Below are 22651 nucleotides of genomic sequence, written 5' to 3'. Positions count from 1 at the left end.
GGGATCTAGGCTGCGGCGCGGACGACACCCGCGACCTGCTGCGCTGACAATTCGGCAAGGCGGACGTAACCGCCACGTAGTTCTCGGGCCAACTCGGCTGCGAGCCCCAGACGCACGAGGCCGGTCTCGCAATCGACGACGATGGACGCGACGGAGGCATCGGCAAGAAGATGCGCGGCTACGCGGGCGCGATGCAGCGCGTCCTTGCCTCCGGTAGCCCGGCCGTCGGTGAGCGTGACGACGAGGGCGCGGCGCTGCGGGTCACGAAGCCGTTCCCGCAGAACCACTTCGCGAGCACGCAGGAATCCCTCTGCGAGTGGGGATTTGCCGCCGGTACGCATCGACTGCAGGCGACGGACGGCGATGTCCACCGAAGAGGTCGGCGGCAGTACGAGCTCTGCTTCACGACCACGGACAGTGATGACCGCGACCTTGTCGCGGCGCTGATAGGCGTCGCGGAGCAACGAGACAACCGCACCGGTGACCGCGGAGAGGCGGTCGCGTGCTGCCATCGACCCCGACGCGTCGACAACGAAGACGATCAGATTGCCTTCTCGCCCTTCACGAATCGCGCCGCGGAGATCAGCAGGTGCCAGCCGCAGCCGTCCAGCAGTGCGACCACGGGCAACTTGAGACTCGGCTGCGGCGAAGACCGTGCTCGTCAGATGCAATCCGTGGCCACGTTCCCGCGTGGACCGCACGACTCGTCCACGGGACGACATGGACCGCGAGCGGCGTCCCGGTGCACCTTCGCCGACACCAGGAACCTCGAGGAGCTTGGCCTTGAATTCGCCGGCCGGTGGCGCCGAGGGGCGATCGGTAGCGCATACTCCCCCACCAGGTCCGTCAGGGTCTTCCGGGCCGTCGTCGTCCGGACCCTCGTCGTCAGGACCGCCCTCTTCGGGGCCACCATCTTCCGGGCCACGGTCTTCGTCAGGGCCACGGTCTTCGGGATTCTCGGGAGGTTCGGGCTCTCCGTCGCGCGCGTCGTCCTCGACCTGCGACTGGGCGTCCTGATCGGCCTGCTCGAGTGCATCGTCCAACTGCTGCTGATCCAAGCCGGGCTCGTCGAACGGATCGCGGCGGCGGCGATGCGGCAGCGTCAGTTCCGCAGCCACTCGCACATCCTCCGCAGTGACCTCACTGTCGCCTCGCCAGGCAGCGTGGGCGGTCGCGGTGCGCGCCAGCACCAAGTCCGCGCGCATACCGTCGACGTCGAACGACGCACACAGTGAGGCGATACGACGCAGCTCGCGGTTGCTCAGCTCGACCGAGTCCAGTTTCTCACGCGCCGTGAGGATTTCGGCCGCGAGCTCCTCATCGGCGGATTCGTACCGAGCGACAAACGCCTCGGGGTCGCGCTCGTAGTCGAGCCGGCGACGCACCACTTCCATGCGTACGTCGACGTCGCGGGAAGCTGCGACATCGACCGCCAGTCCGAAACGGTCCAACAGCTGCGGACGCAGTTCTCCCTCTTCGGGATTCATCGTGCCGACGAGTACGAATTTAGCCGGGTGCGAATGGGAGATTCCGTCACGCTCGATGTGAACGCGACCCATCGCCGCGGCGTCGAGAAGCACGTCGACCAGGTGGTCGTGAAGCAGATTCACCTCGTCGACGTACAGAACTCCCTGGTGAGCGGCGGCGAGCAGTCCAGGTTGGAAAGCGCGCTCACCGTCGCGGAGAACCTTCTCGAGGTCGATGGACCCGATCACTCGGTCCTCGGTGGCGCCGACGGGCAGTTCCACCAAGCGGGCCGGTCGTGTCGTTCCGGCGTCGTCGACCGCGGGCAGCAGCGCAGTCAGCGCGCGCACGACCGTCGACTTGGCAGTTCCCTTCTCACCGCGGACCAGGACTCCACCGATCCCCGGATGCACAGCACACAGAATCAGCGCCAACCGCAATTGATCCTGGCCGACCACAGCACTGAACGGGAAGCCCGCCACTGGTCGATCTTCTTCACTTCGCACGTCGATATCCCTCCACCTCTCGGTTTCCTCGCCGAGAATTTGGCTGCACTCGAATGTCGCGGCAACCTGGCTGAGATCTCCCGGTCAGTCGGTAGAGGAGAGATCTTTCACAGTGGCGGGACCGCGCCTGGATCGAACAGGACTTCCCCGCGAACATTCGGTATCGAAAAAACCCTAGTCGGCTCGCTTTTCCACGAGCCGACCAGGGTCAAATCTCCGACAAACTAGCTGACAGCCACGAAAGGCTCTCCCCCGCCACGGCGCATCGGGGTGTGCGGGATGCCGTCTTCGATGAACTCTTCGCCGTCAGCCTTGAATCCGTGCTTGGCGTACATCTCGACCAGGTAGGTCTGGGCGTTGATCCGACACCGCGCTTCGCCGACCTCGGCCAGTGCGGCCTGCAGGAGGCGGGTCGTGTGGCCCTGGCCGCGAGCCTGACGCGACGTGCAGAGGCGTCCGATTCGGAAGCTCTTGTTTCCGTCGTCGTGCTCTTCGAGCAGACGGAGTGTGCACACCACCTGGCCGTCCTGCTCGAGCCAGAAGTGGCGTGTTTCCGTCAGCAGGTCCCGCCCGTCCAACTCGGGATACGGGCAGGCCTGCTCGACGACAAAGACCTCCACTCGAAGCTTCAACAACTCGTAGAACGTCTTGTTGTCGAGGTCGAGTGCCCATGAACGCTTCAAAGCTGCTGTTGCCGTCATGGGTTGGACTATCACACAGTCGCGACGGTATCCGCGACCGGAGCCGATTCGGAAGCACCAGCGGAATCGAGCTCGAGAACCTTCGAGGACCAATCCCAGACCTGGTTGAACAGGCCTTCGTTGTCAGTGAGTTTGACGCCGATGGACGGAACCATCTCACGAAGCTTGCCCTTCCAACCCTGGAACTCGGTCGGGAAGCAGCGCTCGAGGACGTCCAGCATCGCCGGGACGGCCGTGGACGCACCGGGCGAAGCGCCGAGCAGGCCGGCGATGGAGCCGTCCTCAGCGGCGACCACAGCGGTACCGAATTCGAGGACGCCGCCCTTGCCCTTGGCACGGCGGATCACCTGGACGCGCTGGCCCGCGGTGATGAGCTCCCAGTCCTGAGCCTGCGCCTTGGGCGCGAATTCACGCAGATCCCAGATGCGACCGGCTTCGTTCTTGGCGAGTTCGCTGACCAGGTACTTGACCAGGCCGAGCTCGCTGACGCCGACGCCGAGCATCGAGAGGATGTTGTTCGGCTTGACCGAGCCGGGCAGGTCCGTGACGCGACCCTGCTTGAGGAACTTCGGCGACCATCCGGCGTATGGGCCGAACAGCAGACCCGGCTTGTTGCCGATGACACGGGTGTCGAGGTGCGGCACCGACATGGGCGGGGCGCCGACGGCAGCCTTGCCGTAGACCTTGGCGCTGTGCTGGTCGATGAGTTCGGGGTTGGTGCACCGCAGGAAAGCACCGCTGACCGGGAAGCCACCGAAGCCCTTGGCTTCCTTGATGCCGGACTTCTGCAGCAGGTGCAGGGCGCCGCCACCGGCACCGACGAACACGAAGCGCGAGCGAACGGTGCGCTTTTCGCCGGTGCGACGGTTGGTGACCTTGACGGTCCAGGACTTGTCCGAGTTCTGGGTCAGGTTGGTGACCTCGTGGCCGAAGTACATCTTGCCGCCGGTCTTACCGATGTAGCCGATGAGCTGCTTGGTGAGCGCTCCGAAATCGACGTCGGTGCCGTCCTGGCTCCAGTTCAGGGCGATGGGATCGGAGAAGTCGCGTCCCTTGGCCATGAGCGGCAAACGCTCGCTGAACTCGGCCGGATCTTCGATGTACTCCATGCCGCGGAAGAGCGTGTGGCCGGCAAGTGCGTCGTAGCGAGCACGCAGGTACTTGGCGTTGGCCTCACCGTGAACGAAGCTCACGTGTGGGATGGGGTTGATGAATTCCTTGGGCTGAGTCAGGACGCCCTGCTCGACCGCGTGTGCCCAGAACTGGCGGGACACCTGGAATTGCTCGTTGACGTTGACGGCCTTCTTGATGTCGACCGTGCCGTCGGAGTTCTCCGGGGTGTAATTGAGCTCACACAGGGCGGAGTGACCGGTTCCCGCGTTGTTCCAGGGGTCGCTGCTCTCGGCTGCGACGGCATCGAGCCGCTCGAAGGTCGAGATCGACCAATCGGGCTGCAGCTGGCGCAGCAATGCACCCAGCGTGGCGCTCATGATGCCTGCGCCCACGAGCACTACATCCGTCTTCGTCTCTACCGCGTTCTGATTCGACACTGGAGAATCGACTTCCTTGTCATTAGCCGTGCGCGCATCCGCCTGCTGTGTTACGCCGAATAGGTTACCCGTGCGTACTCGCGCGGTTCACCACCCCCAATTGTGCTCTACAACGCGCACCCGAAACGACGATTAGATTGTGATTTGTGACTACTTGGGTTCCAGACGTCCTCGGTGACGGATATCAGCAGCTGACGATCCCGCTCGGAACGGATCCGGACGGCGAAGGCGAGGTGGACGCAACACTGGTCCGCTACCAACCGCGGAAGGAGGCGGTGAAGACACGTCGTGCCGTCTTGTACGTGCACGGATTCACCGATTACTTCTTCCAGAAGCACCTGGCCGAGCATTTTGCCGAGCAGGGCTACGCATTCTTCGCACTCGACCTGCGCAAGTGCGGGCGATCCCTCAAGCCGGGACACACGGCGCACTACGTCTCCGACCTTGCGCTCTACGACGCCGAACTGAACGAGGCGCTGCGCATCGTCCGCAGCGAGACCGACGGGAGCGAGGTGCTGCTCATGGCGCACTCGACCGGAGGTCTGATCGTTCCGCTGTGGCTGAACCGTTTGCAGCGCAAGCCCGGTGGCAGCGACGGCGCCGGAATCTGCGGGCTGGTGCTCAACAGCCCCTGGTTCGATCTTCAGGGCCCCTCGGTGGTTCGTAACGTGGGAACCTCCGCGATCGACGCCCTCGGTCGGGTATCGGCGAAGACGGTGATCCCGGGAACCGGACTACCGACTTACGGTTCCAGCCTTCATGTTTCGGCAAACGGAGTGTGGGACTACAACCTCGACTGGAAGCCGCTGGCCGGCTGCCCCGTCACCTTCGGCTGGATGCGGGCCGTCCGAGCGGGTCACGCGAAACTTCACCGCGGCCTCGACATCGGAGTGCCTGCGCTGATTCTGCGCTCGAAGAAGTCGCAGTTCACCAAGGCGTACAACCCGAGCGTCGACCTCGCCGATTCCGTTCTCGACGTCAAGCAGATCGCACGCTGGGCGGGTTGCCTCGGCGATCGCACCACCATCGTCCCGATCGACGGCGCCCGTCACGACGTGTTTCTTTCGACCGAGAAGCCCTTGGCCACAGCCTTTTCCGAACTCGACCTGTGGCTGGAGTGGCTCGACGGCCACCTCACTCCGGCCGCAGAAAGTTCGGCAAGCACAGCAAGCAACACACAGGAGATCGCGCAGTGACGCACTACGACCTTGCAATCATCGGCAGCGGATCCGGAAACTCGCTGCCCGACGAGCGGTTCGACGGCAAGAAGATCGCAATCCTCGAAGAGGGCACCTTCGGCGGAACGTGTCTCAATGTCGGGTGTATCCCGACCAAGATGTTCGTCTACGCCGCCGAGGTGGCACGCACCATCACCACTGCCGAGAAGTACGGCGTCGACGCCACGCTCGACGGCGTCCGTTGGTCCGACATCGTCAAGCGCGTCTTCGGCCGCATCGATCCCATTTCCGCAGGTGGTGAGCGGTACCGCAGCGAAGACAGTCCCAACACCACCGTCTACCGCGGCCACGCCACGTTCACCGGCGACAAGACGATCGACACCGGAACCGGCGAGACGATCACCGCCGACCAGGTGGTCATCGCTGCCGGTTCGCGTCCGATCATCCCGGAAGAGATCGCGTCGAGCGGTGTGACGTACTACACCAACGAAGACATCATGCGACTGCCCGAACTTCCCGAGCACCTGGTGATCGTCGGCTCCGGATTCATCGCCACCGAGTTCGCACACGTGTTCTCCGCGTTGGGTTCTCGTGTCTCGATCATCGGTCGCAGCCAGAGACTGCTGCGGCACCTCGACGACGAGATCTCCGAGCGTTTCACCGAGTTGGCCGAACAGAAGTGGGACGTCCATCTGGGCTCCCCCCTCACGTCGGTACGCGGCGACGGCGACAAAATTGCCGTCGAACTGGCAAACGGCACAGTCGTTTCCGGTGACGTCCTTCTCGTAGCAGTGGGCCGCCAGCCCAACGGCGATCTACTCGGTCTCGACAAGGCCGGCGTCGAACTCGACGACAAGGGCTCGATCGTGGTCGACGAATACCAACGCACCACCGCCGAGGGCGTCTTCGCACTCGGTGACGTCTCGTCGCCGTACCAGCTCAAGCACGTCGCCAACCATGAAGCGCGCGTTGTTCAGCACAACCTGCTTCAGGACGCTTGGAAGGACACGTCCGAGCTTCGCAGCACCGATCACCGCTTCGTGCCGGCAGCCGTGTTCACCGACCCGCAGATCGCCGACGTCGGAATGACGGAGAAGCAGGCTCGCGACGCCGGACTCGACATCACCGTCAAGGTGCAGGCATACGGCGACGTCGCGTACGGCTGGGCGATGGAGGATCAGGAGGGCATCTGCAAGGTGATCGCCGAGCGCGGCACCGGACGCATCCTCGGTGCCCACGTCATGGGCACTCAGGCTCCGACCGTCATCCAGCCCCTCATCCAGGCGATGAGCTTCGGTTTGTCAGCTCAGGACATGGCGCGTGGCCAGTACTGGATCCACCCGGCCCTGGCCGAAGTGGTCGAGAACGCGCTGCTCGGCCTCGACATCTGAGCCCCGCAGCCCTAATGACGCCGAAAAGGCGGGCACTCCGCACAGTGGGAGTGCCCGCCTTTTCGTAGGTCAGAGTTTCACCAGGGGCTGGTACGCAGCACGATCTCGGTTGCGAGTTCGGCCGGTGCCGACTTGACGACGTCGTCGACACCCGGAAGTTCCGTCACGCGGAAGTCGGAGTACACGAAACGACCGCTGGCGTCGGCGATGGCCCGACCTCCACTGCCCACGACTACGGTGGTCGGAACCTCGACCGGCGGTACGCCGGCAATATCGCTGGCCGACGGATGTCCACGGTCCACGGCGATCAAACTCGCGAAGCGGCCGAACTGACGTGCAGCCAACAGCCACGCGAGATCGGCGCCCTCCCGGTGACCGACCAGATTCACCCAGGCGATGTTCAACTCGTCCAGAAGTACCACTGCCGAGGTCTCGTCGAGATTCTCGATCGATTCCACCGCGACGGTCCGCAGATCCGAATGGTGCAGTCGCTCACACACATCGTCGTACAAGTCGACGGGGTCGCCCTTGCCGGGGAGCAGGAGTACCGCATGCTTGCTGACCGGCCCGTCGATCCGAACGGTGCACGAACCACTGCCCACCGCTACTCGAGTCAATTCCATGTCTGGAAACGGTACGCGATCCACACTGTGGAGGACCCTGGAGTCGACAGAAGTATGACCACTCATACATTCTCACCACCGCCGGCGAGTCCGATTTGTTCGCTCGAGGTGGGGGGTGGGCGAAGCACCGAGCGCCTGATCGGAGGAAGCGCCTCGGTCAGCCCCTCATTGCCGGCTGATCTCGGTTCCCGTCGACGTAACCAGCAGAACCAGTGCGTCCGCAGTGCGCGCGCAGAACGCGTCACCGTCGGCGAGGCCACTCGTGAGGCCCCGCACGATGGTGGTTGCAACGAGAATGTCGAAGGCCACATCGGCGGTCGACACGATTTCCGCGTCGGACCGCTCGGGAAATTCGACACGCACTCGCTCGGCGAGTGCGAGCCGGGCCGGGTCTTCCGATCTCCGAACCAGTTGTTCGTAGGCGCCGTCTTCCTGATGGTAGGCCGACAGCAGGCCGGGAATCGCTGCGCGCGTTGCCGGTTCGGCAACTCTCGCGAGGAACCATCTCGTCCAGGCCTGCATGTCGTCACGCAAATTCGACGTGGTCACCGGTAGCGCAGCATCCTGCATTCCGAAGACCGCATCCTCGATGATGGATTCCTTGGTCGCCCAGCGCCGATAAATTGCGGCAGTGCCCAGTTGAGCCCGTCGCGCGATGGCTGTGATCGTGGCCTTCTGGTAACCCTGCTCCGCCAGCAACTCGCGGGCGGCGGTGAGAATGGCGTCGTCCACCTGCGGATCTCGAGGGCGCCCCACTCCGACGGTGCCGATACGTCGATCTCTGCGTTCGTCCACAACTGCGGACAGTACCCGACCTGTTTCGCCGAAAACCATTACGTTGCGTAGCGCTCCGTAATAGATTGTGGATACCCCACTTCGTCGACAGAAGGACCGACTGTGATCACACCGCACGACGAACTACTCATTCATCAACTCTCGACGACACTCGACCACGTCTCCCAAAGTGACCTGCGCTGGACCGAACGCATCGTGATGTACGGCTTCGACAAAACGGGCGAGATCAGCATCATGACGGGACTGGCCAAATACCCGAACCGCAACGTCCTCGACGCCTACGCGATGGTGACGCGCAGGGGTGAGGAAGCCCGCGTGGTGCGCCTGTCCACCGAGTTGAACCCTCAGACCGGAGGACTGGCAGCGTGGAGTGTGGGGCCGTACACCTATGAAGTCGTCGAACCACTCCGCCAGGTACGTTCCACGGTCGACGCAAACGAACACGGATTGAGCCTGCAACTCGACTTCCACGGCGACTTCCCGGTGTACGAGCAGACGGCAGCGTTCCATCGCACGCGCGGCCGCGTTCGCGAAGACGCCCGACGCTTCTACCAGAACGGCACCATCACGGGTTGGATCGAAATCGACGGCACCCGCATCGACATCGATCCGGACAACTGGTGGTTCGGCCGCGATCACTCGTGGGGCGTACGACACGGCGGTGGCGGCGGCAGTCTGTCCGAGGGCGCGAACCTGCAGCCGTCCGAGATTCCGGACGGAGTCCTCTATTACATGGGGATATTCCAATTCGACGACGAGGTAGTGCATTTCGCGCAGCGCGAAACCAGTACCGGCGCGCGCTGGCAGTTCGAGGGCGAGGTGCTCTTCCCGATCGGTTCCGGCAAGGACGCGCTACCGATCATCGACGTCGAGCACGATCTGAAATTCCGTGACGACATGCGGGTGGTCGAATCCGGCACTTTCACCGTGCACCGAGCGGACCGGACCACCGACGTGATCGAGGTGAATCCAGTGTGCGATTTCTGGCCCGGACTGGCCGGTTACGACGAGTACCGGGGGTACGCCTCCGGCATGTACCGCGGCAAGGACTTCAGCGACAGCTTCACCGTCGACATCACGAACCTCGATGAAATCCGGCAGGTGAGCATGCTCAGCGAGACACTGTGCGAGGTCCGCATGGGAGACAAAGTCGGATACGGGCTCGTGGAAATGGTCTTCATGGGCGTGAATCCCCGCTACGGGTACACCGATTGGAGCAACACCCGGACAGGTACGAACAATGACTGACCGAACAGCCGCAGAAGACATCGCACCCGCCCTTGAACCACTTGTCCGGGAGCATATTCCGGGTACTCGAGGCGCCAAGATCGTCAATTTCAAGCGCACCGAACGCGGATTCTCGACGGAGACATACCTGTTCGACCTCGATGGCGCCACTGGCGAGTCGAGTGGTTTTGTTTTCCGGCGTCCACCGGAGGTTTCGCTGTTCCCCGATTACGATCTCCGCCGCCAGTTCCTCGTGACACAAAGGCTCGCGAAGTCCGACCTCGCAGTCCCCCACGTTCGGTGGATCGACAGCGGCGACAACCCACTCGGCAGCCCCTATTACGTCATGGACCGCATCGGTAATGCCGAGGCGCCCAGCGACTTTCCGTCGTATCACAGTGCCGGAACCTACTTCGAAGCCGATGAGGCAGGCCGAGCGAAGATGTGGTGGGGATGCGTCGAGACGATTGCGCAGATTCATCGCTTGGACCTGGACAAGCTCGAGCTCGGATTCCTCTCCTACCCCAAGTTCGGCACCCATCCGGTCGAACAGGCGGTGAACTACCTCGACTGGGCCGTTCGTTGGGCATCGCCGGACCTACCGCCGATATTCGACAAAGCACTGGCCTGGCTGAGGGAGAACATCTACCAACCCGAACATGTGACACTGTGCTGGGGCGATGCCCGGATGTCGAACATCCTCTACGGCCCGGACCAGTCGATCGCCGGGGTTCTCGATTGGGAGATGGCCTACCTCGGCGATCACGAGGCCGACCTCGCCTGGCTGTTGTTTCTCGATTGGGCGTGTAGCGAATTCGAGGGGCACACACCTTTGCCAGGCACTCCCAGCCGAGAAGAGACCATTGCCCGCTACGAGGAACTGACCGGCTGGAGGGTCGAGAACCTTTTGTTCAACGAGGTACTCGCTGCAGTTCTGCTCGCTGTTCCGCTCCTGCGCCTGTCCACGCATCTCCAACTCGGCGAACATACGGATATCACCGCGTTCTGCAAACATCGTCTCGAACAGTTGCTGCTAGACGCGTAGTCGTCCGCGTGTGATTTTCCGCAAGGCTCCCGAATCATTCCGACGGGATTTCCTGCCACTCGGCGGACAAGCGCGAAACCCACACAGGCGTGCGCCGTTCCATGAATGCACGAACACCTTCCACCGCGTCCGGCTTCCCCATGACGCGTAGATGCAGGTCCGTTTCGATGGCCGCCACCGTCTCTGGTCGACAGCTGCTGCTCTGGCTCTGCCAGAGCAGTCGCTTCGAGAGTGCCACCGACATCGGTGCAGTGTTCGTCGCAATGTCTCGGGCGATCACCAACGCCGCCGAAAGCACTTCGTCAGCGGGCAGGCAACGGCTACCCAACCCGAGCGCGATTGCCTCGGCTCCGTCGAACGTCCTTCCAGTCAAAAGGATGTCGGCAGCCACAGCCATTCCGGCGACGCGCGGAACCGTCCAATGCGCCATCGCATCCGGCAACACACCGAGGCGAACCTGCGGAATTGCATACTTGGCGTCAGCTGCAAAGATTCTGATATCGGCCTGCATCGCGATGGTGAGGCCGATTCCGATCGCATGTCCGTTCACCGCTGCGATGACCGGCTTTCGCAACTCGAACGCCGGCGGATCCACCGGTGATGACGAAAACTGCTCGCCGTCAGGTGAATCGAAGGTGCCGGCGCCGTCGCCCAGATCTGCACCCGCGCAGAATGCTGGTGGCGCACCGGTCAGCACGATCACGCGAACGGAATCGTCTTCGTCGAGCTTTCGGTACGCCTGCCCCAAGTCTCGACCCATGTGCTTGTTGAAGGCATTCCGTTTGTCAGGCCTGTCGAGGGTCACGACGGCAACGCCGCCGTCCACCGAAACCGAGATCATTGCCCCACCGCTTCCGTCCCGACGGCATCGGCCGGATGCGCAGCCAGGACGTACAGAGATCGTGCGAGGGCATCTACAAAGCCGTCCTGACCCTCGAGCCCACGGGTCAACCCCTGCATTGTCGTCGTCCCGGCCAGCAGGTCGAACAAGAACATCGCATCCGCACCTGCCGGGATCTCACCACGCCTCACCGCGTCGTCCAGCAGATCCTGAAACGCTGCACGAACCGGTGCACCGATAGCCAACAGACGTTGTCGCGCCTCCACCGTCCGCGAATCAGCAAGCAGGCCAGGAACTCCGGCCCGCGCCGCGGGTCGGGCAGCGCGAACCAGGAAGATGTGCACCCACGTCGTCAGATCCACCCGCAAATCACCGGTCGACCGAGGCAACGGATGTCCGCCTGGTCCATGCACTGCTTCTTCGATCAGGGCTTCCCGTGACGGCCAGCGACGGTAGATGGCCGGCGTATTGACACCGGCAGTCCTGGCAATCGCCGAAATGGTCGTCTGCTGGTACCCGACTTCGGCCAGCAGTGTGCGAGCTGCAAGCAGCACAGCCTCGTCCTTGCCTGGGTCGCGTGGTCGTCCGATACGGGCGGGAGACTCGGTTTTCACCATTACATATTAACTCGTAACGTTATCTCCCTACCTGAACGAACGCAGTTCAGGTACCGGACGGCTTGGGGAGCCTCGTCATTCCGTAGACGTGATCAGCGCGCACCGTGAGGATCTGTCGACGCTCCGCAACCATCGCTTCGCGGTACTCCTCCCAATCGGGATGATCCTGACCGCTGATGTCCCGGTACAGCTCGACCAGTGCGTCAGACACTTCGTCGTGAGGATCGGCCGCGACGGGTGTCACCATGGCAAGTCCTTCGATCACGGCGTAGCTCCAGAAGTCGGGCGCGCTGACGTGAAGGGAAACCCGCGGATCGCGGATCGCATTTTTACTCTTGGCGCGATCGGCTGTGATGGACACTGAAGCCGTCTTCGACTCGCCGTCCCAGCGGTAAATGATGTTGGACAACTGTGGGCGGCCGTCACGCTTGACGGTTGCCAGCACGCCTTGTTTTCCCTGGGCCACGAGTGCGAACAACGCTTCGGCGGTGTCTGTGTCATTGCTCATATCTGCACCAACGACGCCATGCGGCCGGTTTGTTCCGGAGGCAGTCCAGTTCGAAGATCGCGGACCGCAATCGCGCGATGTCTCTTCCCCCGATGGACGACAGCGGACAAAGATGGTCGACATGGCAACTTCTCACGACATCCTCCGACTGACTGCGTTCAGTTCGGATCCGGCCGGCGGTAATCCCGCCGGCGTGCTGCTCGACGCCCGCGGGCTCGACGACCCCGAATTACAATCCGTTGCAGCCGAAGTCGGGTATGCCGAGACGGCGTTCCTCATCGAACCGGAACTCGGAGGCAACCCGCGCCACAGCCGGATCCGGTACTTCTCCCCTATCGCCGAAGTACCGTTCTGCGGTCATGCCACTATTGCGACGGCCATCGCTCTCACCGAGCGAGACGGCGACGGAACCTTCACATTCGAAACACCGATCGGACCGGTATCCATCGACACGGCGACCGACGAGGACGGAAGGTCGACCGCGACCTTCACCAGCGTCGAACCGTCGGTCTCGCCGATCGATCACGCCGTGCTGACAGCGCTGCTCGGGCTCATCGGCGTCGATTCGTCTGCGCTCGACGCGCGGTATCCCGCAATGCTTTCGTACGCCGGCAACACTCACCCGATCGTCGTACTTCGTGATCAGTCGACATTCGACGAGTTCACCTTCGATCCATCCGCAATGCGAATTCTGATGGACGCGCAGGGGTGGGCCGGCACTGTGACAATCCTGCACCCCCTCGACGACAACACCTTCGAAGCCCGAAATCTGTTTCCGGTGGGAAACATCGTCGAGGATCCCGCAACCGGGTCCGCAGCGGCGTCGACCGGCGGTTACCTGCGCAAACTCGAACCCGCGGCCACTCCGCGGCGGATCACCATCCACCAGGGCCGACACGTCGGGCGTCCCAGTGTGCTCGAGGTCGACATCCCAGTCGACGGCGGTATCTCGGTCACCGGCACCGCAGTGCCCGTCGTCGACGGGCAATAGTCAACCTCAGCGATGAGTTTCTGCCCGCCGGCGGGTCTATTCACCAGAGCGACGTCACAAGACCATCGCATCGAGCCGGGAGAACACCATGTCTGCAATCACGTCAACCGCACACAACCTCCACGTCACCAAGCCACGTGCCGTACTCGGCGCCACGATAATTGCTCTCGTCGTCAATCTGATCCTGTGGTTGATCGGCCTCGCATTGGGCGGATCCTTCGAGATGACAGATCAGGGAAAGCCGGCGAGCGTCGCGCCTGGTGGGGTCATCACATTGACGGTGGTGCCACTGCTGGTCGGTTTGTCGGTCGCAATGTTGATCACACTGAAGTGGGAGCCGATCATCCGCATCGCCCAGATCGTGGGTGCAGTCGTGGCGCTCGGCACCATCGCTTTGACCATTGCCGCGGACTTCGACGCCGCCAGCACGGTCATGCTCGCGCTGATGCACGTGGTTGTCGCCGCGGGCGTCGTCGTCGCGCTCGAGGCTGTACGTCGGTCCCCCTCGAACTAGACAGCGGTAGGCGGCGCCGAATACGTCTCGACGATCTCGGCTGCCACGTCGCGCAACCGGGTATTCGTCGTCTGAGACTGCTTGCGCAGCATGTGAAATGCGGTGTCGGCGTCGATCCGATGGATGGCCATCAGCATGCCTTTGGCCTGTTCGATCGGCGCCCGGGTCTCGAGCGCACGTTGCAAGGCATCAGCCACCGCCTTGGCGGACTTGAAACGAGAGAAGTCGCCGATCGCGCGTGAGACCGTTGTCGTGAGAATCTCCATGACATCCGCGTCGACCCGGTCGAATGCCGCTGAGGCGCGTCCGTACAGGTTGAACGAACCCAGTCGCTGATCCGGCGTGAAGAGCGGCGCCGCGAGAAAGGACTTGATCCCTTCGTCCTTCGCCGCCGCCGCGAACCGCGGCCAGCGTTCCGCGCTGGTCTCGGCATCGACGACAACGGTTTCACCGGTTCGAGCGGCGTGCAGACATGGTCCGTCGCCGGCGTCGTACTGCTCGATGTCGACACGCAGAGTCCGCGAATCGGTATGAACGGCGGTGTAGGTCTGCCCGGCCAGATCGATGGTGACGCCGATGCTGTCGGCGCCCTCAATGGCGTCGTTCGCGATTTCGACGGCGCGCTGGAGCAAAACCACGAGTTCGTCCTCGTCGCCGATACTTCCTCCGAGCGCTGCCAGCAACTCCCGGACCGCGCTTGCAGTCAGCCGAGTTTCCGCAGCCTCGACGGCGACGTCAGCACCCGTTGCCGTCGCATCGTCCGGCATTACCGACGGCACCGAATCCTCGGTTCTCGGGTCGAAGCCTCTGGGGTCGAAAGCGGTATCCACGACGAAGCATTCTTCCAGCTACCCGGGCCGTCAGGAGAGTGAGTTCGGTGACAGAACCCGGCAAACCGCCGAGTCGTCATCGCCATCGGTCGAGCGCGAGACCCAGATTCCGCCTCGCCCGAGTGTGTTGGCCACGAACCGCGTCCGGACTCAGTTCCAGGACAACTGCGATCTGTGGATACGTCATGCCCTCCACTTCCCGCAAGACCCAGGCGGCGCGCTGACGCAGCGGTAGACGATCGAGTTCGGCTTCAAGGGCGTCGAGAAATGCTGTGCCGCATACTTCCTCGCTCGGATCGCGCAATCGAGTATCGACTTCGTCCCGAAGTCCGTCCACATCGGCGGCGCAGGAGCCGACTTTTCGATGGACATCCGCGATCTTGCGAGAGCAGATCGCGAACAACCAGGTCTTGATGCTCGAGCGCCGCTGAAACCCCGGAAGTTGGCGCCAGGCGGCAACGCAGGTTTCCTGGACGATGTCGTCGACGTCACTCTCACTGGTGACGAGTCGACGGGCAAATCGATACAAGTGCGGGCCGTATCGGCGAACGATGACGTCGAAGGCCGCATGATCGCCGAGCATTGCCGAGTCGACCAGCACCTCGTCACTGAAGTCGGTAAGCAAGCCGTCGAATTGATCTGTCACCGCGCACACTCCTACTAGGGAGCCGTCGCGGGAGTGAGGCCTGGCTATTCTACCGCGTCCACGTCGACGCCCGCGGGAGCGCTCTCAGGCTTCGAGTGCGGAGGCAATGACGGGAAGCCCGATCGGCGCCCCACCGTTGATCAGTTTCTCGAGTAGATCCTGATCGAGGTGCTGCTCGACGAGATCAGCGAGAAGGTCGAGTTGTTGTTCTCGCACCGCGGCAACCGAGGTGTCGGGTGCAGCAACAAAACCGGGAACCGCGATCTCACGCAGAAGGCTGCGCCGAAAGTCGTCACTTTCCAGGAGACCATGCCAGTGTGTCCCTCGAACAGACCCTCGCACACTGCCTTCCGGCACACCGCCCGAGTCCGCCAGCAATGGACGGTCCCCGTTGTGCACGACGCGTCCGTGATGAATCTCGTACCCCGACACCGAGATACCGTCGGCGGAACCGGTTACCTGCGCCAGCACTTTGTCCGAAGCGAATTCGATGTCGAGGTCCAGCAGACCGAGTCCTGCGGTGGTCCCTGATCCTGATTCGACCTCGTCGACGATCGAATTACCCAGCATCTGGTATCCGCCGCAGACTCCCAGCACCGCCTGCCCGCGGCCCGCTCGGGCGATGATCTCGTCAGCCAGGCCGGTACTCCGCAACCACTCGAGGTCACTCACGGTGGACTTACTACCGGGGATCACCACGAGGTCTGCGTCGCGGATCCGCGACGGATCGGTCACCCACGAAACTGCCACGCCCGGTTCACATGCCAGCGCCTCGACATCCGTCGAGTTGGAGATGCGGGGGAGCCGAACCGCAGCAACGGTGAGCCAGGCCGAACCGATGGGTGGGCCAGGGCGCCCTACCGGGGCGTTGCCGGTGACGCCAAGCGAATCCTCGGCGTCGAGCCAAAGATCGTCGGCAAACGGGATCACTCCGAGAGTGGGTCGACCGGTGAGGCTGCGCAGTTGATCCAGTCCGGGTTCCAACAGTGCAACGTCACCGCGGAATTTGTTGATCACAAATCCCGCGATCAATGCCTGGTCGCTCGGCGAGAGCACAGCAACGGTCCCGAACAGATGGGCCAGGACGCCGCCGCGATCGATGTCACCGACGACGACGACCGGAATCTGCGCAGCCTCAGCCAATCCCATGTTGGCAAGATCCGTTGCGCGCAAGTTGATTTCGGCCGGTGAACCGGCGCCTTCACAGATCACGACGTCGAACTCGGATCGAAGCGATTCGAGATCTTCGGCCACGACGGCGCGAAGCCACTGCCGATGCTGCATGTAATCGCGAGCACCCACCGTGGTCATCGCCTTGCCCCGAACGACCAGTTGCGAAGTGCGATCACTCCCCGGCTTGAGCAGCACGGGATTGAATCGAACACTCGGCTCCAGACCGCATGCCCGCGCCTGAAGTGCCTGCGCACGGCCGATCTCTCCGCCGTCCAGCGTGACCACGGAGTTGTTCGACATGTTCTGCGCCTTGAACGGCGCCACTCGGACGCCTCGACGCGCCAACATGCGACACAATCCGGCTACCAGAACGCTCTTGCCTGCGTCGGAAGTAGTGCCGGCTACCAGCAGAGCGCCGCGCATCGCCGAACTCAAGGCAGGGTGAGAATCTCTGCACCGGTCTCGGTGACCACCAAGGTGTGCTCGAACTGCGCCGTCCACTTACGGTCCTTGGTGACGACGGTCCAGCCGTCCTCCCAGATCTCGTAGTCGATACCACCGAGGTTGATCATCGGTTCGATCGTGAAGACCATGCCCGGTTCGATGATCGTCTCGACTGCGGGCTCGTCGTAGTGCAGGATCACGAGGCCGTTGTGGAAGGTCTCGCCGATTCCGTGTCCGGTGAAGTCCCGGACGACGCCGTACCCGAACCGATGGGCGTAGGACTCGATGACGCGTCCGATCACGTTGAGCGCGCGGCCGGGCTTGACGGCTTTGATGGCCCGCATCGTTGCCTCGTGTGTGCGCTCGACGAGCAAGCGGTTCTCTTCGGACACGTCACCGGCGAGGAACGTCGCATTGGTGTCCCCGTGCACTCCGTTGATGTACGCGGTGACGTCGATATTGACTATGTCTCCGTCCTGGATCACGGTCGAGTCGGGGATTCCGTGGCAGATCACCTCGTTGAGAGACGTGCAGCACGACTTGGGAAAGCTCTTGTAGCCCAACGTCGACGGGTATGCGCCGTGGTCGAGCATGAACTCGTGTGCGATGCGGTCGAGCTCGTCGGTCGTGACACCGGGAGCGACAGCCTTGCCGGCTTCCTGCAGCGCGCCGGCAGCGATCTTGCTGGCGATGCGCATCGCCTCGATCGTCTCCGGCGTCTGAACCCAGGGCTCGTTGCCCTCTTTGGCGGTCGGCTTCCATGCGTACTCGGGCCGCTCGATCTTCGAGGGCACAGCGAGGACGGGAGAGACGGTTCCAGGGACCAATGGGGTACGCACAGACATGCAGAACAGCCTAGACCTCGCGTCGCGCGTCAGCCGGATGCACTCCAGTTCCGGAAAACCGGATCGACGAGAATTCTGATGGGGGTCGACATCGTCTGTCCGAATTCCTCGAAGAGCTTGTCGCGAGATTCGAAGGTGCCCAGATCACGGTCGACGAATTCGGAGAAGTCCAAGCAATCGCACGAAATTGATTTGCCCCAACTGATCGGAGCGCGTCCGATCGCGTCGAACAGTGTCTCCTCGCCGGTGTTCGTGAACGGTTCGAGCGCTGAGACCACCGCAGGTGAAACGATCTCGGAGATGTCCTGCCAGCGCCCGTCGACCAGAAATTCCGGCCACGCCAGCAGCACTGACTTCGGAATCACCGCATGTAGACGCCGAAATCTCGGGTACCAGAACTCCCCACGAAGTACGAGACCGCGAACTCGGGTGGCGATACCTCGGCGGCGAGACAACGCTTCGACGATAGCCAGTCTCTGACTGCATGATCCGCGTCCTCGGCTCAATGTCACCGAGACGGGTTGCCGGTCGTCGAGGCCGTACACCGGCCGAATATTTGCAGCGACGCTGCGATGCGCCGACACCAGGAACTCCTGCGCCGACTGGATCGCACCTTCTGCAATGTCCTCGTAGAGGCGAGCCACGTCATCGTGGCCCCAGTCGAGAATCGGCGTCGCGGTTATATCGCCACCGGACACATCGTGGCGGATGTCACCTTGGCGGATTCCGCCGAGCAGCACGCACGTCATGTCTCAACCGTAGTGCGCGACCGGAATCGGTGGAGCCTGACAGAATCCGAACCGTGAAGAAATGGCTCCTGTTGATCACCGCGATCCTGACCGAGGTGTCTGCGACTCTGTCTCTGCGCGCGGCCCTCGATCACCCCGCCTGGTACGTCGTGGTCGTCGGCGGATATCTCGCAGCATTCACCGCGTTGTCGTTCGTCCTGCGGGAGGGCATGGGACTCGGTGTTGCATACGGAATCTGGGGCGCAACCGGAGTTGTCCTGACCGCGGTGTTCGCGACTTTCCTTTTCGGCGACCCCCTGACAGCCACGATGGGCGTCGGCATTGCCCTGGTCATCGGCGGAGTCCTCTGCGTTGAACTCGGTTCCCAGGTTGCTGCCGACAGCGGGCCGGCGGACCCGGCATGACTTTCGTATTTCTGATCGCTGCAATTATTTCCGAGGTCACCGCGACGTTGTCACTACGGATGGCGTCGCAGGACGGCAGCGACAAACGATGGCTCGCGGTTGTCACCGTGGGGTACCTCGCCGCTTTCGCTTTCCTCACGCTCGCACTCGACGCGGGCCTGACGATCGGCGTTGCGTACGGCATCTGGACTGCTTGCGGGGTGGCGCTGACAGCAATCGCATCCCGCATTCTCTTTCGCGAACCGCTGACCAAGCTCATGATCGTGGGGATCGGCCTTATCGCGGCAGGCGTGCTTCTCATCGAACTCGGTGCGGGCCACTGAACCCAGCAAACAGGGTGTAAGGTTTACCTAACTTTGCTTTGGAGGTAGTCCGCAGTGCCGATCCCTGCCCTTCGTGAAATCGACGGTGGCCTCCACCTGTCGGATTCCGACCGCCACACTCCGATGGCGCGCGCCGTCCCGGCGCCGTTCCAACTGACGACGTACATCGTCGAGACCGACCACATCACCCAGTGGCCACAGCACGCTCATGCCGAGCACGAACTCATCTGGTCCGACCGCGGCGTCGTCAACATGATCATCGACAATCAACTCTGGACCGTCACGCCCGGCGTCGGCCTGTGGATCCCTCGCGGGGTCCTCCACGAAGGTCAGGCCAATCCCCACGTCGCATTCCGCGCCACTCTCTTCACCCCCGAGTTGTGGACTCCCACCTGGAACGAACCGTGCATCGTGACCTTGAGTGAGGCAGCCCGGGTACTGCTGATACACCTCGCCCATACCGGAATGCCTGCAGAACAACGCCTTCGGGCACAGCAGGTCTGTGTCGATCTCCTCACCCCGGCATCGGCACCTCACTTCGACGTACCGATCCCCCGCGATCCCCGGCTTCGACAACTCGTCGACAAAGTGTTGTCGGATCCCGCCGACGATCGGTCACTCGACCAGTGGGCGCACGTTCTCAACCTCAGCCGACGCACGGTCACCCGGATTTTTGCCGCGGAACTTGCGCTCAGTTTTGCGCAATGGCGCACTCTGGTTCGCATGAGCACAGCACTGGGCATGCTCGGGACCGGGATGAGTGTGAACGCCGTCAGCCGTCGAGTCGGCTACGGGACGTCGAGCTCGTTCATCGCTGCTTTTCGTAAGACGGTCGGCTACACCCCTGGCAATGCGCTCGCCGCTGTCAACTGACTCGAGCCTGACCTGTTGTCGACATCTGCTGGCCCCTTCGCTACACGCACGCGCCCTACATTCACTTAGGTAAGCCTGCTCTCATGTGCGTACCGCACTGAGTCGTGCAAGCACTTCCCCGATCAATCCCGAGGAGTTTCGCGTGTTCAGATCTGCCCGTCAGAGAATTCGTCCCCAACGGAAGAGGCGAATTGTCGTTGCGCTGATGGTGGCGGCCGCACTGCCTCTGACCGCCTGCACGCAGTCGTCATCGGACGCCCAGGAAAATAGTTCGTCGGCATCTGCTGTCGAGGACGGCGCATACCCCGTCACGATCGAGCACGCATTCGGCGGCACCACCATCGACAAGGAACCGACCAGGATCCTCACCCTCGATTCCGCAGCGGCCGACACTGTCATCGCCCTTGGCGTCACTCCGATTGCAATGCAGAAGGACTCGTGGGCCGGCGACGCCGACGGCTTCCTCCCGTGGACGCGCGCGGAACTCGAGAAGTCGGGCCAGCCGCTGCCCACACCGGCGCCGTACTACTCCGACAGCGGTGAGCTTCTGTTCGAGCAAATCCTCAATGCCGCACCCGACCTGATTCTGGCCCCGTACTCCGGTTTCTCCGAGCAGGACTATCAGCGCCTGAGCTCGATCGCCCCGACACTCCCCTACGACACCAAGCCGTACCAGCCGAGTTCGTGGCAAAACCTCGCCACCGATGTCGGCAAGGCCTTGGGGCGCCCGGCCCAGACCGCGGATTTGATCAAGTCCGTCGAAAAGACGGTGGAAGAGTCGAAGACCAGCCATCCTGAATTCAATGGAGTCACGTTCGCCTTCGGGTCCTACATCCGCGAAGGCGAAACCGAGACCGCCATCTACGGCCCGGACGATCCGCGCGTGAAGTTCGTCGAAAACCTCGGGCTCACAGTTGCTCCCGACGTGGTCAACGGTGCCAAGAACTTTGCAGGCGACTCGTTCCTGTTCGGCATCAGCATGGAAAAGCTCGACACGATAAACACCGACGTATATCTCGGATGGGCAAGCGATCAGTCGGAAGTCGACAGCACGTTGGCCAACACCCTGTTCGCACGGTGGCCGGTTATCGCCAACGGGAAGGACTTGTGGATCACCGACAATCGCCTGACAGCCGCCACCATGTACGTCAGCGTTTTGAGCGTTCCATGGGCAACTGACGAGCTGGTCCCCCAGTTGACCGAACTGGTTGCGAAGTAGCAGCTCGGCCCTCCTGATCAGAGACTTGTAGGCCACTCACTGCGCAGCGTTGCAAAAACCACAGTGTCGGTCCACTCGTTCTTGATCCACGCGTTCTGCCGAAAATGCGCCTCTCGCCGCAACCCGATTCGCCGCGCGAGTCGCGCCGAGGATTCGTTTCTCGCATCCATCTGCGCGACCACGCGGCGCAATCGGGGTGTCGCGAAGACCAGGTCGATCAGAGCGGTCACAGCTTCCGTCGCGAATCCTCGGCCGCCGAAGTCGGGCGAGAATGCCCACCCGACTTCGGCGGTGCGCTCGGTGTCGACAGCGTCCCCTGATTCGTCGACTAGCCATGCACTCACGCTTCCGACAACCCGGCCCTCGTATCCGACAACAAGAGCCACCGCGCCCGCTGCCAGGTCGCGGCGAGACATTCTGGTCTGCACTGCCTCTCGCGCATCGTCCGGGCTCCAGGGTTCGTTGAACAAATACCGGCACACGTCGCTACGCCCGTAGAAGGTGAGAAGGTCCTGATGATCGCCGGGACGGTAGGTACGAAGCACCAGTCGATCCGTCCGAATTGTTACCGGCGCAGTCGTCGGCGTCATGCCTGCGTCCTCCACATCCATGCCGTCACGGTAGATCCTCTCGGATTCGTGGGCGAGCGAATATCGCGAGGATATCCAGCGCTCAATGTTTGATTTGCCCCGTGGCGGGATACTTCACCACCGTAAATAGTCGCAATACGGAGTTACGCCAGGCAATTTCGCACTTGATACCAAGGGGCGGTCATGGCCGAGGAATCACTGGTCAAGCAAGGTGTGGCAAAAGGAAGCGCGCTGGGCGGAGCCGTTCTTCTCGTCACCGTCGGCGTGCTCGAAATTCTCCAAGGCATCTCGGCGATATCCAAAGACGATGTGACCGTCGTCGGCCCTGAATACGCGTACCAATTCGACCTCACCTCCTGGGGATGGATTCACCTCGTACTCGGCGTGCTCGTCACCGCTGTCGGAATCATGCTCTTCACCGGCGCGACGTGGGCACGGGTAGGCGCGATAATCTTCTGTTCGCTGTCGATCCTCGCGAATTTCCTGTGGCTACCCCACTCTCCGTGGTGGTCGATCACCATCATCGCGCTCGACGTATTCGTCATCTGGGCTGTCGCGACATGGAATCCCGACGTGATCTGAGGTCTCGACTCCGGATCCACCC

General features: G+C 62.7%; 25 protein-coding genes. 11 read left to right on the top strand and 14 right to left on the bottom strand.

Translation table 11 applies throughout. From position 1 onward, the window contains the following. Positions 1-5: 5 nt before the first annotated feature. The 3 genes from GJB56_RS05235 to mqo form a co-directional block, all read right to left on the bottom strand. Complete coding sequence (locus GJB56_RS05235; protein WP_020969386.1) at positions 6-1970, bottom strand: magnesium chelatase subunit D family protein; 1965 nt, start codon at positions 1968-1970, stop codon at positions 6-8. Between the two features lie 224 nt (positions 1971-2194). Next, complete coding sequence (locus tag GJB56_RS05230; protein ID WP_113683092.1) at positions 2195-2671, bottom strand: GNAT family N-acetyltransferase; 477 nt, start codon at positions 2669-2671, stop codon at positions 2195-2197. 11 nt (positions 2672-2682) lie between these two features. After that, a complete protein-coding gene (mqo, locus tag GJB56_RS05225) occupies positions 2683-4221 on the bottom strand; it encodes a malate dehydrogenase (quinone) (RefSeq protein ID WP_113682937.1) in 1539 nt (512 codons plus the stop codon). Positions 4222-4367: 146 nt separating this feature from the next. On the opposite strand from mqo, the gene GJB56_RS05220 reads away from it, so the two are divergent. Further along, a complete protein-coding gene (locus GJB56_RS05220; RefSeq protein ID WP_113682938.1) occupies positions 4368-5417 on the top strand; it encodes an alpha/beta hydrolase in 1050 nt (349 codons plus the stop codon). Continuing rightward, positions 5414-6790 (top strand): mycothione reductase, encoded by a 1377-nt coding sequence (gene mtr, locus GJB56_RS05215; RefSeq protein ID WP_113682939.1) that lies wholly within the window; start codon positions 5414-5416, stop codon positions 6788-6790. Before GJB56_RS05220 ends, mtr begins: the two co-directional genes overlap by 4 nt. 77 nt (positions 6791-6867) lie before the next feature. Here mtr and GJB56_RS05210 read toward each other — a convergent pair whose 3' ends face one another. Continuing rightward, the gene (locus GJB56_RS05210; protein WP_003942671.1) at positions 6868-7413 is read right to left on the bottom strand and encodes an alpha/beta fold hydrolase; all 546 of its coding nucleotides are present in this window, start codon (positions 7411-7413) and stop codon (positions 6868-6870) included. A 165-nt stretch (positions 7414-7578) separates the two neighbouring features. Next, the gene (locus tag GJB56_RS05205; RefSeq protein WP_230091138.1) at positions 7579-8208 is read right to left on the bottom strand and encodes a TetR/AcrR family transcriptional regulator; all 630 of its coding nucleotides are present in this window, start codon (positions 8206-8208) and stop codon (positions 7579-7581) included. A 102-nt stretch (positions 8209-8310) separates the two neighbouring features. Between GJB56_RS05205 and GJB56_RS05200 the strand changes: the two genes are divergently transcribed. After that, positions 8311-9456, top strand: a complete 1146-nt coding sequence (locus tag GJB56_RS05200) for a hypothetical protein (RefSeq protein WP_113682941.1) — start codon at positions 8311-8313, stop codon at positions 9454-9456. Further along, complete coding sequence (locus GJB56_RS05195; protein ID WP_047271349.1) at positions 9449-10480, top strand: phosphotransferase family protein; 1032 nt, start codon at positions 9449-9451, stop codon at positions 10478-10480. Before GJB56_RS05200 ends, GJB56_RS05195 begins: the two co-directional genes overlap by 8 nt. A gap of 34 nt (positions 10481-10514) precedes the next feature. Here GJB56_RS05195 and GJB56_RS05190 read toward each other — a convergent pair whose 3' ends face one another. Genes GJB56_RS05190 through GJB56_RS05180 form a run of 3 tightly spaced genes read right to left on the bottom strand, consistent with a single transcriptional unit; the run spans position 10515 to position 12446 of the window. Then, positions 10515-11321, bottom strand: coding sequence for an enoyl-CoA hydratase/isomerase family protein (locus GJB56_RS05190; RefSeq protein WP_113682942.1), 807 nt, complete (start codon positions 11319-11321; stop codon positions 10515-10517). After that, on the bottom strand, positions 11318-11935 hold the full coding sequence (locus GJB56_RS05185; protein ID WP_230091137.1) for a TetR/AcrR family transcriptional regulator: 618 nt from the start codon (positions 11933-11935) through the stop codon (positions 11318-11320). The genes GJB56_RS05190 and GJB56_RS05185 overlap by 4 nt, the downstream gene beginning before the upstream one ends. A gap of 49 nt (positions 11936-11984) precedes the next feature. Beyond that, on the bottom strand, positions 11985-12446 hold the full coding sequence (locus GJB56_RS05180) for a PPOX class F420-dependent oxidoreductase (protein WP_113682944.1): 462 nt from the start codon (positions 12444-12446) through the stop codon (positions 11985-11987). 121 nt (positions 12447-12567) lie between these two features. Here GJB56_RS05180 and GJB56_RS05175 point away from each other — a divergent pair, with 121 nt between their 5' ends. Next, entirely contained in the window at positions 12568-13437 is an 870-nt protein-coding gene (locus tag GJB56_RS05175; protein WP_230091136.1) for a PhzF family phenazine biosynthesis protein, read from the top strand. 88 nt (positions 13438-13525) lie between these two features. Further along, complete coding sequence (locus tag GJB56_RS05170) at positions 13526-13951, top strand: DUF6069 family protein (protein WP_113682945.1); 426 nt, start codon at positions 13526-13528, stop codon at positions 13949-13951. On the opposite strand, the gene GJB56_RS05165 is transcribed toward GJB56_RS05170, so the two are convergent. The 5 genes from GJB56_RS05165 to GJB56_RS05145 all read right to left on the bottom strand — a co-directional run bounded on the left by GJB56_RS05165 (position 13948) and on the right by GJB56_RS05145 (position 18638). Further along, positions 13948-14781 (bottom strand): GAF and ANTAR domain-containing protein, encoded by an 834-nt coding sequence (locus GJB56_RS05165; RefSeq protein WP_019748033.1) that lies wholly within the window; start codon positions 14779-14781, stop codon positions 13948-13950. The two genes, GJB56_RS05170 and GJB56_RS05165, sit on opposite strands and share 4 nt — an antisense overlap. A gap of 76 nt (positions 14782-14857) precedes the next feature. Next, positions 14858-15427 carry an RNA polymerase sigma factor gene (locus GJB56_RS05160; RefSeq protein ID WP_020969378.1) on the bottom strand — a complete coding sequence of 190 codons (570 nt, stop codon included), beginning with the start codon at positions 15425-15427 and terminating at the stop codon, positions 14858-14860. An 84-nt stretch (positions 15428-15511) separates the two neighbouring features. Beyond that, positions 15512-17023 carry a cobyric acid synthase gene (locus GJB56_RS05155; protein ID WP_113682946.1) on the bottom strand — a complete coding sequence of 504 codons (1512 nt, stop codon included), beginning with the start codon at positions 17021-17023 and terminating at the stop codon, positions 15512-15514. An 8-nt stretch (positions 17024-17031) separates the two neighbouring features. Further along, complete coding sequence (gene map / locus GJB56_RS05150; protein WP_007734970.1) at positions 17032-17889, bottom strand: type I methionyl aminopeptidase; 858 nt, start codon at positions 17887-17889, stop codon at positions 17032-17034. Between the two features lie 29 nt (positions 17890-17918). Next, positions 17919-18638, bottom strand: coding sequence for a transglutaminase domain-containing protein (locus GJB56_RS05145; RefSeq protein ID WP_042951657.1), 720 nt, complete (start codon positions 18636-18638; stop codon positions 17919-17921). A gap of 53 nt (positions 18639-18691) precedes the next feature. Between GJB56_RS05145 and GJB56_RS05140 the strand changes: the two genes are divergently transcribed. From GJB56_RS05140 to GJB56_RS05125, 4 genes are all read left to right on the top strand, one after another. Next, positions 18692-19042, top strand: coding sequence for a DMT family transporter (locus tag GJB56_RS05140; protein WP_019748028.1), 351 nt, complete (start codon positions 18692-18694; stop codon positions 19040-19042). Continuing rightward, entirely contained in the window at positions 19039-19365 is a 327-nt protein-coding gene (locus tag GJB56_RS05135; protein WP_019748027.1) for a DMT family transporter, read from the top strand. Before GJB56_RS05140 ends, GJB56_RS05135 begins: the two co-directional genes overlap by 4 nt. A 54-nt stretch (positions 19366-19419) precedes the next feature. Next, a complete protein-coding gene (locus GJB56_RS05130; RefSeq protein ID WP_020907402.1) occupies positions 19420-20238 on the top strand; it encodes a helix-turn-helix transcriptional regulator in 819 nt (272 codons plus the stop codon). A gap of 142 nt (positions 20239-20380) precedes the next feature. Next, positions 20381-21457, top strand: a complete 1077-nt coding sequence (locus tag GJB56_RS05125; protein ID WP_020907401.1) for an ABC transporter substrate-binding protein — start codon at positions 20381-20383, stop codon at positions 21455-21457. A gap of 17 nt (positions 21458-21474) precedes the next feature. On the opposite strand, the gene GJB56_RS05120 is transcribed toward GJB56_RS05125, so the two are convergent. Further along, entirely contained in the window at positions 21475-22068 is a 594-nt protein-coding gene (locus GJB56_RS05120) for a GNAT family N-acetyltransferase (protein WP_021333024.1), read from the bottom strand. A gap of 162 nt (positions 22069-22230) precedes the next feature. On the opposite strand from GJB56_RS05120, the gene GJB56_RS05115 reads away from it, so the two are divergent. Further along, the gene (locus tag GJB56_RS05115; RefSeq protein ID WP_019748023.1) at positions 22231-22629 is read left to right on the top strand and encodes a DUF7144 family membrane protein; all 399 of its coding nucleotides are present in this window, start codon (positions 22231-22233) and stop codon (positions 22627-22629) included. The last annotated feature ends 22 nt before the right edge of the window (positions 22630-22651 follow it).

It is taken from the genome of Rhodococcus sp. AQ5-07 (assembly GCF_009707305.1).
Classification (GTDB): Bacteria; Actinomycetota; Actinomycetes; order Mycobacteriales; family Mycobacteriaceae; genus Rhodococcus_F; species Rhodococcus_F erythropolis.
The sequence above is the reverse complement of the archived record's forward strand: the minus strand, read 5'-3'. Positions and strand labels throughout refer to the sequence as shown.